The sequence below is a fragment of the Acinetobacter sp. UBA6720 genome, from assembly GCF_002454215.1.
Taxonomy (GTDB): Bacteria; Pseudomonadota; Gammaproteobacteria; order Pseudomonadales; family Moraxellaceae; genus Acinetobacter.
The window spans coordinates 5848-19153 of the sequence record NZ_DKIK01000120.1; the positions used below are offsets into that span (position 1 = coordinate 5848).

At 40.9% G+C, this 13306-nt stretch carries 19 protein-coding genes; 12 read left to right on the forward strand and 7 right to left on the reverse strand.

Annotated elements, in window-relative coordinates:
* The 3 genes from B4F08_RS10415 to B4F08_RS10425 form a co-directional block, all read left to right on the forward strand.
* A partial coding sequence (locus tag B4F08_RS10415) for a glutathione binding-like protein (protein WP_291374324.1) occupies positions 1 to 453 on the forward strand: 453 nt, incomplete at its 5' end.
* Between the two features lie 156 nt (positions 454 to 609).
* Entirely contained in the window at positions 610 to 1191 is a 582-nt protein-coding gene (locus B4F08_RS10420; RefSeq protein WP_291374325.1) for an NAD(P)H-dependent oxidoreductase, read from the forward strand.
* 15 nt (positions 1192 to 1206) lie between these two features.
* The gene (locus B4F08_RS10425) at positions 1207 to 1518 is read left to right on the forward strand and encodes a putative quinol monooxygenase (RefSeq protein ID WP_291374326.1); all 312 of its coding nucleotides are present in this window, start codon (positions 1207 to 1209) and stop codon (positions 1516 to 1518) included.
* A 40-nt stretch (positions 1519 to 1558) separates the two neighbouring features.
* Here the strand turns inward: B4F08_RS10425 and B4F08_RS10430 are convergent, their stop codons facing one another.
* The 6 genes from B4F08_RS10430 to B4F08_RS10455 form a co-directional block, all read right to left on the reverse strand.
* The gene (locus tag B4F08_RS10430) at positions 1559 to 2284 is read right to left on the reverse strand and encodes a hypothetical protein (protein WP_291374327.1); all 726 of its coding nucleotides are present in this window, start codon (positions 2282 to 2284) and stop codon (positions 1559 to 1561) included.
* 184 nt (positions 2285 to 2468) lie between these two features.
* Positions 2469 to 3254 carry a thiazole synthase gene (locus tag B4F08_RS10435; protein WP_004696243.1) on the reverse strand — a complete coding sequence of 262 codons (786 nt, stop codon included), beginning with the start codon at positions 3252 to 3254 and terminating at the stop codon, positions 2469 to 2471.
* Between the two features lie 12 nt (positions 3255 to 3266).
* The gene (gene thiS, locus B4F08_RS10440; RefSeq protein ID WP_078388931.1) at positions 3267 to 3464 is read right to left on the reverse strand and encodes a sulfur carrier protein ThiS; all 198 of its coding nucleotides are present in this window, start codon (positions 3462 to 3464) and stop codon (positions 3267 to 3269) included.
* Between the two features lie 19 nt (positions 3465 to 3483).
* Entirely contained in the window at positions 3484 to 3849 is a 366-nt protein-coding gene (locus B4F08_RS10445) for a DUF423 domain-containing protein (RefSeq protein ID WP_004982244.1), read from the reverse strand.
* Between the two features lie 130 nt (positions 3850 to 3979).
* Positions 3980 to 4849, reverse strand: coding sequence for an RNA polymerase sigma factor RpoH (gene rpoH, locus B4F08_RS10450; RefSeq protein WP_086208401.1), 870 nt, complete (start codon positions 4847 to 4849; stop codon positions 3980 to 3982).
* A gap of 141 nt (positions 4850 to 4990) precedes the next feature.
* A complete protein-coding gene (locus B4F08_RS10455) occupies positions 4991 to 5224 on the reverse strand; it encodes a sulfurtransferase TusA family protein (protein ID WP_119063508.1) in 234 nt (77 codons plus the stop codon).
* Positions 5225 to 5615: 391 nt separating this feature from the next.
* On the opposite strand from B4F08_RS10455, the gene B4F08_RS10460 reads away from it, so the two are divergent.
* Both B4F08_RS10460 and rhlB read left to right on the forward strand, forming a co-directional pair.
* Positions 5616 to 5828 carry a cold-shock protein gene (locus B4F08_RS10460; RefSeq protein WP_004648643.1) on the forward strand — a complete coding sequence of 71 codons (213 nt, stop codon included), beginning with the start codon at positions 5616 to 5618 and terminating at the stop codon, positions 5826 to 5828.
* A 98-nt stretch (positions 5829 to 5926) separates the two neighbouring features.
* Positions 5927 to 7078: an ATP-dependent RNA helicase RhlB gene (gene rhlB / locus B4F08_RS10465; protein ID WP_110975280.1), complete on the forward strand. Its 1152-nt coding sequence runs from the start codon at positions 5927 to 5929 to the stop codon at positions 7076 to 7078.
* A gap of 59 nt (positions 7079 to 7137) precedes the next feature.
* On the opposite strand, the gene B4F08_RS10470 is transcribed toward rhlB, so the two are convergent.
* On the reverse strand, positions 7138 to 7518 hold the full coding sequence (locus B4F08_RS10470) for a hypothetical protein (RefSeq protein ID WP_110975281.1): 381 nt from the start codon (positions 7516 to 7518) through the stop codon (positions 7138 to 7140).
* 236 nt (positions 7519 to 7754) lie between these two features.
* On the opposite strand from B4F08_RS10470, the gene B4F08_RS10475 reads away from it, so the two are divergent.
* The 7 genes from B4F08_RS10475 to B4F08_RS10505 form a co-directional block, all read left to right on the forward strand.
* Positions 7755 to 8330 (forward strand): nitroreductase family protein, encoded by a 576-nt coding sequence (locus B4F08_RS10475; RefSeq protein ID WP_086208397.1) that lies wholly within the window; start codon positions 7755 to 7757, stop codon positions 8328 to 8330.
* A 23-nt stretch (positions 8331 to 8353) separates the two neighbouring features.
* Positions 8354 to 9427 (forward strand): NAD(P)H-dependent glycerol-3-phosphate dehydrogenase, encoded by a 1074-nt coding sequence (locus B4F08_RS10480; RefSeq protein ID WP_086208396.1) that lies wholly within the window; start codon positions 8354 to 8356, stop codon positions 9425 to 9427.
* A 102-nt stretch (positions 9428 to 9529) separates the two neighbouring features.
* Positions 9530 to 9985 carry a phosphohistidine phosphatase SixA gene (gene sixA / locus B4F08_RS10485; RefSeq protein ID WP_086208395.1) on the forward strand — a complete coding sequence of 152 codons (456 nt, stop codon included), beginning with the start codon at positions 9530 to 9532 and terminating at the stop codon, positions 9983 to 9985.
* Positions 9986 to 10014: 29 nt separating this feature from the next.
* Complete coding sequence (gene gspL, locus B4F08_RS10490; protein ID WP_086208394.1) at positions 10015 to 11154, forward strand: type II secretion system protein GspL; 1140 nt, start codon at positions 10015 to 10017, stop codon at positions 11152 to 11154.
* Positions 11154 to 11633: a type II secretion system protein GspM gene (gspM, locus tag B4F08_RS10495; RefSeq protein WP_086208393.1), complete on the forward strand. Its 480-nt coding sequence runs from the start codon at positions 11154 to 11156 to the stop codon at positions 11631 to 11633. The genes gspL and gspM overlap by 1 nt, the downstream gene beginning before the upstream one ends.
* A 90-nt stretch (positions 11634 to 11723) precedes the next feature.
* Positions 11724 to 12734, forward strand: coding sequence for a quinone-dependent dihydroorotate dehydrogenase (locus B4F08_RS10500; protein ID WP_291374328.1), 1011 nt, complete (start codon positions 11724 to 11726; stop codon positions 12732 to 12734).
* A partial coding sequence (locus B4F08_RS10505; RefSeq protein WP_291374329.1) for a CvpA family protein occupies positions 12731 to 13306 on the forward strand: 576 nt, incomplete at its 3' end. The genes B4F08_RS10500 and B4F08_RS10505, both read left to right, overlap by 4 nt.

Below are 13306 nucleotides of genomic sequence, written 5' to 3' on the forward strand. Positions count from 1 at the left end.
GCTTTAGAAATTAATCCAGGTTTGATTCTGACTGAAAATGTAGCCATTTTGCCATTTTTAGCACAACATGATCCAAAACAAGATCTTATTCCGCCATCAGGCTTAGGGCGTGCCAAAGTTTTAGAATGGCTAGGTTATTTAAACTCTGAATTGCACGATGCTTATGCTGTTTTCTTCGGTGCGCCATTAGATGTTGCTGCCAAAGAAAAAGCCTATGCAGAGATTGATCGTTTACTTAGTTATATCGACAAACAAATTGGTGAGTCGGATCATGACTATTTGGTCGATGATAATTTTGGCCCTGCGGATGCATATTTATTTGTCCTCACCAATTGGTCAAATGGCATCGAACATGATTTATCACCGTATAAAAATATTATCTTTATCCGTAATAAAGTGGCTGAACGTCAGTCAGTACAAATTGCAATGCGAGATGAAGGTCTAATTCCTTAATTTTAATGCATTGAAAAAGCGCCGAAAGGCGCTTTTTTTGTACTTTAAAATTTATTGTTGATATTTAGTCAATAATATTTTGCAGATTCACTACTTTTTAGCGCTGAACAGAGTCTCTATAGTGCCTATATAGATTTTGGCTTCTAGGTTCTTCCAATGAAAAATATTTTATTAATTAACGGTGCAAAAACCTTTGCACACTCGAATGGCCAGTTAAACGATACCTTGACTGAACTTGCGCAAGAGGTCTTGTCAGGCTTAGGACATCAGGTTCAAGTGACCCGTGCTGACAGCGAATATGATGCAAAAGCCGAAGTGGAGAAATTTCTGTGGGCAGACACCGTGATTTACCAAATGCCGGGTTGGTGGATGGGTGCACCGTGGACTGTGAAAAAGTATATTGATGATGTCTTTACCGAAGGGCATGGTAGTCTGTATGCCAGTGATGGTCGCTCACGTGCAGATGCTTCAAAAAAATATGGTTCAGGCGGTCTGATTCACGATAAAAACTATATGCTGTCGTTGACATGGAATGCACCGATGGATGCATTTAACGATACTGAACAATTTTTTCATGGGGTTGGGGTCGACGGGGTTTATTTACCTTTTCACAAAGCCAATCAGTTCTTAGGAATGCAAACCTTACCGACATTTATTGTGAATGATGTGATTAAAGCACCTGAAGTTGAAGCCTATATGGCGCAGTACCGTAACCATTTGACGCAAGTTTTTGCTTAATTCGGAGAGGCAACGATGTTAACTGTAATAGCTGAAATTATTTGTCATTCAGAGCAAGATTTTAAAACGGTTCTTGATTCATTCAACAACATTCGTGAGCAGGTCTTACAAGAGCCTGGTTGCCATCTCTATGACGTGCATATTGATCATCCTTCTGTTGAGAGTGCATTACAGACCAAAGTACCGTTTTCAATCATGATCTATGAAAAATGGGAAAGCATGCAGCATTTAGAAACACATATGCACAGTGTTAATATGCAGCAACATGCTCAAGCAACGGAAGGTGCAGTTGCTCAGGTGCAAATCCGTATTTTAGAAGCGCAATAAGCGATGCATATGAGTTTGATAAAGCTTTTCTTCGCTCTATCTATTTAAACTCAAGTGGTTCATTGAACTGAACCTGTTCGAGTTTCAATGCGTAGCGCTGTTTGAGTGTTGACCATTGAACTTTGACAGGTTGTGTAGTTTCAGCAAATTCATTTTCACCTGTCGTATTTTTTACTTTGCCTGTCATAAAGTTAATACTTTGTGCCGTGATGTCGCCCGATGCACGGTGGAAATCATCGACATCATAACCAATCAGTTTAAATGCACGGTCTTGGTATCGAAAGGTATACGTGTGATTGGTCACATACCATGAACCACAGCTTAACCAGTAGTGCAGATGAACTTTGAGCACGCCTTTTTGAATGCTTAACGCTTCAGTCTCACCGAGTGGATCTGCGAGGCAAGGGGACTCTAGGTCGCCTTCCGTCGGCAAAGTAGTATTAGTCGCTGCAAGTTGATAACCCTGAGTCTGCTTCAATAAAACCAAAAGCTTTCGTTCATTGATATTGAGAAGATCACTGCCTAAGCGATCATTTTTAACGATATGTTCAGGATTAGTATCTTCAATAATCAGGGCAATGTCCGCTTGACCCTCTTGGTTTAAATCGCCTTGGGCTTTTTCTAAAACCTTCCAGTTTTTTGGCACAAAAGCTTGGTAGCTCGTTTTGAGAGTAGGTTTTGCCTCTGCTTTGGCCCAAGCATTGCTTGCGAGTGTTATAAAAAATAGGGCATTGACTATGAGTGTTGGTCTGATCCATTGTTGCATGGGCATCGTTTCCTCTCATTTTTATATGGTTATAGATATTTGAAGATGGATATTATTGAGTGTATCAAAGAGTACGACGGCATGTCCCTACAAGCTAAGTCAGCATAAAATACTGACTTATGTTGAAATAAATAAAAAAGGACTCCGAAGAATCCTTTTTGATTACTTAACACAGATCAATAGATTATTTAAAAAAATAACCCGTTTCTGGTGAGCTTGCATTGGCCATACGTTTGCGAGGCATACGGCCTGCGAGAAATGCTTCTCGACCCGCTTCAACTGCTTTTTTCATTGCAGAAGCCATTAAAATTGGCTGTTGAGCGGCAGCAATCGCAGTATTCATCAACACGCCATCACAGCCGAGTTCCATGGCAATGGCTGCATCGCTTGCCGTTCCCACACCTGCATCCACCAACACAGGAACTTTGGCATTTTCTTTAATGATAGAAATCGTGTGTGGATTTAAAATCCCTAGACCCGAACCAATCAAACTGCCTAAAGGCATGATGGCAACACAGCCCATGCTTTCAAGCTCTTGCGCCACAATTGGGTCATCTGAAGTATAGACCATGATTTCAAAACCATCGTCAATCAAGGTACGTGCCGCTTTCAATGTTTCGGTAATGTTTGGATACAGCGTTTTTTCATCGCCCAATACTTCAAGCTTGACCAAGTTATGACCGTCTAATAACTCACGCGCTAACATACAGGTACGCACGGCACTATTGGCATCAAAACAGCCTGCTGTATTCGGGAGAATCGTGTATTTTTCAGGTGGGACCACGGACAATAGGTTTGGTTGATCGGGATGCTGACCAATATTGACGCGACGAATTGCAACCGTCACGATTTCTGCGCCACTGGCTTGAATGGCCAAATCGGTTTCTTGCAGGTCCTTATATTTACCTGTGCCCACCAGTAGACGAGATTGAAATGATCTAGAACCAATGATGAGAGGGCTGTCTTGCATGTGAACTCCGTATTAACCGCCACCGACGGCATGAATAATTTCAATTCGATCCATTGCACAAATTGGGGTGTGTTCCAATTTACTTTTACTAATAATGTTTTCATTTTGCTCAACAGCAAAACGTTTGCCTTCAAGTGCAAAGGTTTGCACCAGCTCAAGCAGGGTTTTACATTCGGTATGCTGTAGTTCGCCGTTTAAATAAATCTGCATTGTGCTCATCTCTAGTTGTTTACTTGGCATATTTCATGGCATTCCATGCCAGAACCAACCAACCAGCAATCATCAATGCGCCACCAATCGGGGTAATTGCACCTAGGCCACGCGGTAAGCCCAATGCCATGACATACAGGGAACCACAGAAAAAGAAGATGCCGACTTGGATCAGTAAAAAGCTGGTTTTGATGGGAAGTTGCGGGATGACTTTGGCCAAAATGCCAAGCGCCAGTAAACCAAGCGCATGATAAAAAAAATAATCAGTTGCCGTTTGCCACCAAGCCAATTGAGCTTCAGTAGCACGTGCTTTGAGACCATGTGCGCCAAAGGCACCTAATATAACGGCAAACGCTAAATTTAGCGCTGAAATCGCAATCCACATAGGCAATGCTTTACTTATATCACTGTGCGCAACAAAGTAGCATATTTTGAAGACAGGTTAAAAGACAAAAAGCCTCATTTATTTACAAAAAAGAAAAGGGCATTTCGCCCTTTTCTATATCTATATCAACTTAGTTCGATGACATTGCTACTTTAATTTTTTCCATGGCATTTTTTTCTAACTGACGAATACGTTCTGCTGAAACATTATATTCAGCAGCCAGTTCGTGTAAGGTCGATTTTTCATCATCTAACCAACGACGCTGTAAAATATTTCGAGAACGGTCATCCAATTGCTCCATGGCATCATGCAGGGCATTGGTGCTTTGTTCTTCGTAGTCGTCCTCTTCTGCTAAACGAGCAGGATCATAACGGTTATCTTCAAGATACAAAGCGGGCGCAACGTGAGTTGATCCTTCATCGTCATCCTCCCCTTGAGCTTCAAATGCCGCATCATAGGCAGTCAAACGACCTTCCATTTCCAACACCTGTTCTGGTGTGACATTCAGATCATTTGCAATGGATTGAGCTTCTTGTAAAGTCAACTTCTTAGACGATTTTTTCAGACTACGTAAATTAAAAAACAGTTTACGCTGTGCCTTGGTGGTCGCAATTTTGACAATACGCCAGTTACGGATCACATATTCGTGAATTTCGGCTTTAATCCAGTGTACTGCAAAAGAGACCAAGCGTACGCCCATGTTCGGGTCGAAACGTTTAACGGCTTTCATTAAGCCCAAGTTACCTTCTTGAATAAGGTCACCTTGAGGTAAGCCATAGCCTGCATAACTGCGGGCAATATGAACCACAAAACGCAAATGCGACATGACTAGAAGTTTGGCTGCATCGAGGTCTTGGTCATAATAGTAGCGTTCAGCTAGCTCTTTTTCTTGTTCCGCTGTCAAAATCGGGATTTGGTTGACAGTACTAATATAAGCACCCAAGTTTACACCTGGTGCTGATAATGACAGGGGCATCAATTGATTGCTGCTGTCACTCATGTGTTCTCCTTAGGGATTTTCATTTTTACCCACTCATTGAGTTTTATCTTAATCCAAACTTCCAGCGAATAATGGAAAATTGGGTATAGAAATGTAAACTTTTATGCAAAATGTGAATACAGTTAGTGTAATCGAAAAGAATTAAGATTCAATGAAGTAGTGAAATTCATGCGCATTAATTTGTTTCAAAACGCAAGATAAATGATGGATTTCGCAATACCGTGTAACATCGGCTTGACTGTGTGGATCAGACGATTTTAGCAGCAAATGTTGATGAGTGCTCTTTTTGAGTGCGCGTTTAAGCAACAACAAAGGCATAGGGCAAGGTTGTCCTATTGCATCAATAATGTTGATATTTTGTTCAATATTACTCATATAGTTAGGCTAAGTTTTACAACATTTAGGCGGATAGAAATATTAGCAAATTCAGTGCCAAAACCCAACTATTTCATATTTTATAGGCCGATAGTCGCTATATCAAAAATTACAAATAACTAGTTAAAAAATATGCTGAATTAAAAAAGACGATTAATCAAAAAAAGGGTATGAATTGTTTTTAACCCATGTTAAGCTCGTCGCGTACTGGGATTTAATACAACTATAAATTGTTTTAACGCCTATTTTACAAATGGATGTAACCGGGATTTTGTTAATAGTTATACAGAATGATTACAAGCTTAGAAATAATAAATATTTTTAAACCTTGTTTGGTCTGCTGTTTGCAACACCGGGTGGTCCTTCTTTTAAATACAATGAGGATTAACTTATGACAGCTCGTGAACAAGGCGTAGTTAAATGGTTCAACGACACTAAAGGCTTCGGCTTTATCCAACGCAATGGCGGTGACGATGTATTCGTTCACTTCCGTGCTATCCAAGGCGACGGCCACCGTTCACTTCGTGACGGCCAACGCGTTGAATTCAGCGTTGTAAAAGGTCAAAAAGGCTTCCAAGCTGAAGAAGTACAACCTTTAGACTAATCGTCTGATAGTACTTAAAAACGCCCCAATGTAAATTGGGGCGTTTTTTGTTTATAATACGATTCGATTTTCGTGATTTTCCGTCAGAGCGCACATATATGTCATCAGGTTTTGAAACCTTAAATTTACATCCTCAACTGAAACAAGCCATTGATGCTTTAGGTTTTAAGGATATGACGCCTATTCAGCAAAAGGTTTTAAAATTCACTTTGGCAGGACATGATGCAATTGGTCGTGCACAAACAGGAACAGGGAAGACGGCTGCATTTTTAGTGAGCGTAATTAACGATTTGCTAAATAACCCGATTCAAGGCCAACGTTATCGTGGTGAACCACGTGCTTTAATTTTGGCACCTACGCGAGAGCTTGCACTACAAATTGAAAGCGATGCCAAAGAACTCACGAAATTCTCCGATTTAAATGTCGTGACTTTGTTGGGGGGTGTTGATTTTGATAAACAAAAAGCACAACTTGATAAAAAACCAGTCGATATTATGGTTGCAACTCCTGGTCGTCTGATTGACTTTGTTGAGCAAAAAGAAGTCTGGCTCGACCAAATTGAGTTTTTGGTTATTGATGAAGCCGATCGCTTATTGGATATGGGCTTTATTCCTTCAGTCAAACGTATTGTCCGTTTCTCACCGCGCAAGGAACAACGTCAGACTTTGATGTTCTCTGCAACGTTTAGTTACGATGTTTTAAACCTTGCACAGCAATGGTTGTTTGAACCTGTAACCGTTGAAATTGAGCCAGAAAAGAAAACCAATGCAGATGTTGAACAACGTGTGTACATGGTCGCAAAATCTGATAAATATAAATTGCTACAAGACATTCTACGCGATGAGCCCATTGAAAAAGTCATGATTTTCGCCAATCGTCGTGATCAAGTGCGTAAGCTCTATGACAACTTAAAGCGTGATGGCTATAAAGTAGTGATGTTGTCTGGTGAAATTGCACAAGACAAACGTTTGAAAATGTTAGATCAATTTAAAAATGGTCAACATAATATTATGATTGCAACTGATGTTGCGGGTCGTGGTATCCATGTAGATGGTGTATCGCATGTGGTGAATTTCACTTTACCTGAACAGTCGGATGACTATGTACACCGTATTGGTCGTACAGGTCGTGCAGGTACGCGTGGTGTGAGTATCAGTTTCTTATCTGAAGATGATGCGTTCTATCTACCAGAAATTGAAAAAGCCATTGGGCAAAAACTTCCCTTGACACGTTTAGACGGCTATTGCTAATCGTTTGAAGTGATTGGTATAAGAAACCGCTCAGATGAGCGGTTTTTTTTATGGCATCTTTATTTTGCTTTACAAGAAAAAGTCAGGACTGTTTGATAGTCACTGTCTTGGTTAATGCCTGAATTTGTACCCGAAATAGAGCCTAGTACAGATGCGGCTGCTTGAATCATTTTTCCAGTTTCGTCACTCACTACGCCTTTTAAAGCACCTTGATATTCAGTTTTTTCATCACTCACAATCGCCGTTGCTTTAGAACCGCAAGTTTTCGCTGCTGCTTCAATCGCGTTGTTTTTTGCAATCAATGCAGTTTTACCAATACCTGTAACTTCGTATTGATTATCTGCTTTTTGTATAGCGAGAGAGTTACTTGGCGTTGATGCACAAGCACTCAGAAGAAGTATCACAGCAGCTGTTCCAGCCATAACGATATTTTTTTTCATTTTCGTAGCCCAGTTGTGTTTAATAAATGAATGGTTGTATTTGAACATAGCTTTTAGAGTCTAAGGTGAAAGAAATGTACGAAAAATATGGTCTTTTCGATACATTTCTATAAGATTTTTGGATTTTAAAAATAAGTTTTGCTGAAAATGGGTATTTCATAACGAAGCGCTAGAGCAAACTTTTCAGAGTATGCTAATCTAAAACGTATTTTTTAATTTGAAAGATTAAGCACCCAATGACGGAACTCGAAGTAGATATCGTTCATCAAAATATGCATCAACGTCAATCGCTTGGACATTTAGTCGAACCTGCACCGAATGCGGAACAATTAGAACGGGCCTTTCAAGCTGCCTTGACTGCACCTGACCACCATCGTTTAAAACCGACTCGTTTTATTGTAATCGCTGAAGATCAGCGTGAGGCATTTGGTGAGCTTTTGTCACAAGCCTTGGCAGATTTAGGTGAAACGGAAGTGGCACAGTTGGATCGGGTCAAAAATCATCCTTTTCGTGCGCCTTTATTGGTATTGGCTTTAACCAAGTTTCAACAACACCCGAAAGTCCCTTATTTTGAGCAGACTTTAAGTAGTGGTGCTGCGATTCAAAACTTTATTTTGTCATTACAGGCGCAAGGCTTTTCAAGTATGTGGCGTAGTGGAGCAGTGGTGGAATCGGAATATTTAAAAAAGGCTTTAGGCCTCACCGCAGATGATTTGATTTCAGGTATTTTATACATTGGTACAGCATTTAAAGCGATTCCTCCACGTGCTGAGATTCAAACCCAAGATTACGTAAGTTATTGGAATCAATAGTTCCGTTTTAGGATATAAAAATAATGTCAGAGTTAAAGTTTTCAGATTTGGTTGAACCTGTAGCAGTGAATCAAAAAACAGCACTACGTATTACGGTTTTGGGCGGTGGTAGTTTTGGAACTGCTATGGCAAATACGGCTGTTCGTAATGGTTGCGATACCATGATTTGGATTCGTGATGAAGCCGTTGCGGCGGATATCAATGCGACGCATGTGAATAAACGCTATTTGCCTGATTTTAAATTGGAAGATGGTTTGCGTGCAGTTTCAAATATAGAAGAGGCGGTTCGTGATCGCGACATTATTTTAGTGGCGATTCCAAGTCATTCTTTTCGTGATGTCCTCAAACAAATCAAACCGTTTATTACTTCGCAAGCGGTGGTGTCTTTGACCAAAGGTATCGAAGCCAATACCTTTAGTTTTATGAGTGATATTATTCGTTCTGAGTTACCTGAAGTGCCTTATGGGGTATTGTCTGGTCCAAATTTGGCCAAGGAAATTGTTGCGGGACAACCAGCCGGAACAGTGATTGCAAGCGAGTCCGAGCTAGTGCGATATGCAGTGCAACAAGCGTTACATAGTGCATTATTTCGTGTTTTTGCTAGTGATGATGTGCATGGGGTCGAACTGGGCGGTGCGCTTAAAAATATTTATGCTGTTGCAATGGGTATGGCGGCAGCCTATAAAGTCGGTGAAAATACCAAGAGTATGATTTTGACACGTGCTTTAGCTGAAATGAGCCGTTTTGCTGTCAAGTTAGGGGCAAACCCACTCACTTTCTTGGGCTTGTCTGGTGTGGGGGATTTATTTGCAACCTGTAGCAGTCCACTCAGTCGCAATTATCAAGTAGGGTTTGCATTGGGGCAGGGCAAGAGTTTGGAACAGGCAACCACTGAACTCGGACAAACGGCAGAAGGGATCAATACCATTGTGCAAGTGAAAGCGCGTTCCGAAGAGTTGGATGTGTATATGCCGATTACTAGCGCGTTATACAGTGTGATATTTGAAAATGCACCGCCAATGACAATTGCGCTTTCATTGATGAAAAATGGACATCGAAGTGATGTGGAATTCGTTTTACCACATCATGAAGTTTAAAATGATAGAAAAAGGCTGATAAAATGGGCTGTTGAATGTCCAAAGTGACAGTATTGTCATAAAAATTAATTAAAATAATCAGGATTTGAATAAGGATTTTTTATGCAACTGACTTTAGTTCGTCATGGTGAAGCTGCGCCACCGATGATGGGGAATGATAGCAAGCGACCATTGACAGAAAGAGGGCATGCACAAGCTGAACAGACTGCTGACTTTTTAAAGTCACGTATTCAACCAGATGTATTTGTCGTGAGCCCTTTGTTACGAGCACAGGAAACCTTGGCGCACATTAAACAGCATTTTGCTGATGTGCCTGTCGTGGTGTGTAATACTATTAAACCCGATGACGATGCTAAGGCTGCGGTTGAGTGGTTGTCACATTTACCCTATGAGTCTATTGTTGTGGTATGTCATATGAATGTGGTGGCACATATAGCATCTATTTTGGTAACAGAATCATTTAACCCTTATGCTTTGGCAGAAGTTCGTATTTATGAGCAAGCAGTCATTGCAGAGGGCTTGTCGACACAAACAAAAGCATTTATACCTAGTATATAAAAAATAATTCAAACGGCAGAATATAATACATGTTGCAAATTTGGATGCCCGAAGCCGATGGAACATGGCACTGGTCTACAGGGGAAAGATGGCAAACTGCTTATACACTTGAGCAATTGATCCAAGATATACAAGCTCATCATGGTGAGGAAGCAACCGTTTTCTTTCCAAGTCGAGATGTGCAAATGATTCAGCAAAACATACCTAAGGCTCAATACAAACAATTGGGTGCTGAAGGGGTGAGATATTTGCTCGAAGAATATGTGCTGAGCTCAATTGACCAGATGAAGGTTCTACACCACTTTCAAGCGCCTGAGCAGTTAACGGTATTAGGTATTGCAAATCATCGCTTAGAAACATTGCAACATGCACTTAGCTTAATTCCTGTGAAATTGGTGAGTCTATTACCAGACTTTTTGATTCTGCCAGAACCGACAGCAGAACAGGTTATACTGGGCTGTATTGAAGAACGCTTGTTATTTCGTTCTAATACATGGTTGGGTGGCTCGATTGATGATCTTTCGGTGTTCTTAGATTATCAAGCGCCTGAGCAAAAATATAAAATTTGTAATTTTACTGCTTCACACATGCACAGTCTAAGTGCCCGTGTGACACAGGAGCAGCTAGAGTCTTTTCACTATGAGTGGGTTGCCTTGCCAAGAGCAAAGCAACATCCGTGGAATGTGTTACCTAAAGTTAAAGAGCAGAGCAGCTCAGGAGGTTACTGGAAAGCCTGTGCTGCGGTCTTGGTTGCATTGATTGTGACGCAACTCGCTTATGATACAACTCGTTGGTATCAAAACAAAAAAATAGCAGACCAAGTTGCGGTTCAAGCTGTCGATCAATTTAAATATTGGTTTGGTGCGAATTATCCTGTGACCGAGCAAACGTTACGAAGTCAGTTTGAATACCAGCTAAAAATGAATAAACAAGCTGATGCACAAGCTTTATCTTTGCTTAGTCGAGTTGGTCCTGTATTGATGCAACAGCAAATTGTGGCCAATCAGGTGGTATATGAAGCGAATACTTTGAATATGCAATTGAAGGCAAATTCGGCAGACGCTTTGCAAGCACTTACTCAGCAACTGAACCAACAAGGTTTTCAGGTTGAATTAGGCAATATCCAGCCGACTACGGGTGGGGCCATTGGAATGGTGAAAATACAATAATGAAAGCCATGCAAAATTTACAAACAGTTTTCGATCAGCGTTTAGAGGTAATCGGTGTTTATTTTGACCGTCTTACACCGCGCGACCGTATATTGGCTATCTTCTTGGTCGTTTTCGTCTTGGTGAGCTCGATAGGGGCTACACTTTGGTATACCCATGCTGCGGCAGAGAAACAGCAAAAACGCGTGAATCAGCTCAAGGAAACCATGACATGGATGCAGAGCAATGCAGTCACCATGAAGTCAAGTTCTGATGGGCAATTAACACCGATGGAGCAAATACAGCGTATCGCCCAGCAGCAAGGCTTATCGGTTACTTCACAGCAAAATGCTGAACAAATTCAGTTGGTCGTGAGCCACCAGAACTATGTGATTTTGGCCAATTTTCTGACGCAGTTAATACAAAATGGTTTGAGTATTGAAAAGATGGAATTGGTCTCAGATGCAGGGCAGATTAAATTATCGGCGAGCGTGAAATAATCGCTAAAAATAAAGCCAGACGAGGCATGGTGTTTTAGCTAGGCTATGCCTATAATATGGCGACTTAAAAAGCAGTAGACTTTTGCAGATATGTTGTATTCTCTTGCCCGCCCTTTGTTGTTTACTTTAGCACCAGAGCGTGCACATGAGCTAACATTATCGCTATTGAAATTGACACATAAAGTTGGCTTAATGCGTCAAAATATAGCGGCTAAACCGGTGACATGTATGGGCATCGAATTCCCTAATCCTGTGGGTTTAGCTGCTGGCCTAGATAAAAATGGTGCTTATATTGACGCATTGGCAGGTTTAGGTTTTGGTTTTATTGAGATTGGTACCATTACCCCACGTCCTCAGGCAGGGAATCCTTTGCCACGTTTGTTCCGTGTTCCGCAAGCCAAAGCTATTATTAACCGTATGGGTTTTAACAATGATGGCGTGGATCAACTGATTGAAAATGTCAAAGCAGCAAAATTTAAAGGTGTTTTGGGCATTAATATTGGTAAAAATGCCGATACTCCAGTAGAAAAAGCAGTAGATGACTATTTGATTTGTTTAGAAAAAGTCTATAACTATGCCTCTTATATTACGGTCAACATTTCCTCTCCAAACACTAAAAACCTACGTAGTCTACAAAGTGGCGATGCGCTGACAGAACTATTAGAAACGTTGAAAAAACGTCAACTGGAACTCGCAGAAGAGCAACAACATTATGTGCCTTTGGTGCTTAAAGTTGCTCCAGATTTGGAAGCGGAAGATATTCAGTTTATTGCGAAACAATTGCTTCAGTTTAAAATTGATGGCCTGATTGTGACTAATACGACTTTATCACGCGAGGGTGTGGAAAACTTACCGTTTGGTGATGAAGCAGGTGGTTTGTCTGGTGCACCTGTATTTGAAAAAAGTACAGTGTGTTTAAAAGCGTTTGCTGATGCTTTGAAGGGTCAAATTCCGTTGATTGGTGTGGGTGGAATTTTATCGGGTGAGCAGGCTGTTGCAAAACAAAATGCAGGTGCAAGCCTTGTACAAGTTTATAGTGGCCTCATCTATACAGGGCCAACTTTAATTCAAGACTGCGTCGCCGCACTGAAAACAACATGAATGCCATTGATATCTTCATATTGATTATATTGCTCATTGGAGGGCTTAACGGTTTGCGTCAAGGATTTGTCAAAGCCTTTGCGAACTTGATAGGATGGATTCTAGCACTGATTTTAGGTGCGAAATTTGCAACTGTCCTAGCACCTTCGATGGTCTCACTCAGTGAAGATCCAGTGGTTCAAAAAATTGCAGCTTTTGCATTTATTGTATTGGTTATTGTGGTTTTGACGTGGTTCGTCACGGCATTACTCAACAACATCTTAAAGAGCTTAAAACTCGGACCTTTGAATCGTTTAGCCGGTGGTGCGTTTGGTTCTTTAAAAGGGTTGTTAATTGTTCTGATTACGATGCAAGGTGTGGGATCTTGGGTAGAAACGTCTCCATATTGGAAACAATCCAAGTTTGTACAAACACTTTTGCCTTGCGCGCCTTTTGCGATGCAGCTTTCAAAAGAAGCGGCCAATGAGGCTATGTCACATATCAAGTCTGAAGATGCACATGTATCTTCAGATTCTTCACCTAAAATTTCCTCGAAAAATGCTGAGGGGCAGGGTGAGTCAACAAATAATCCT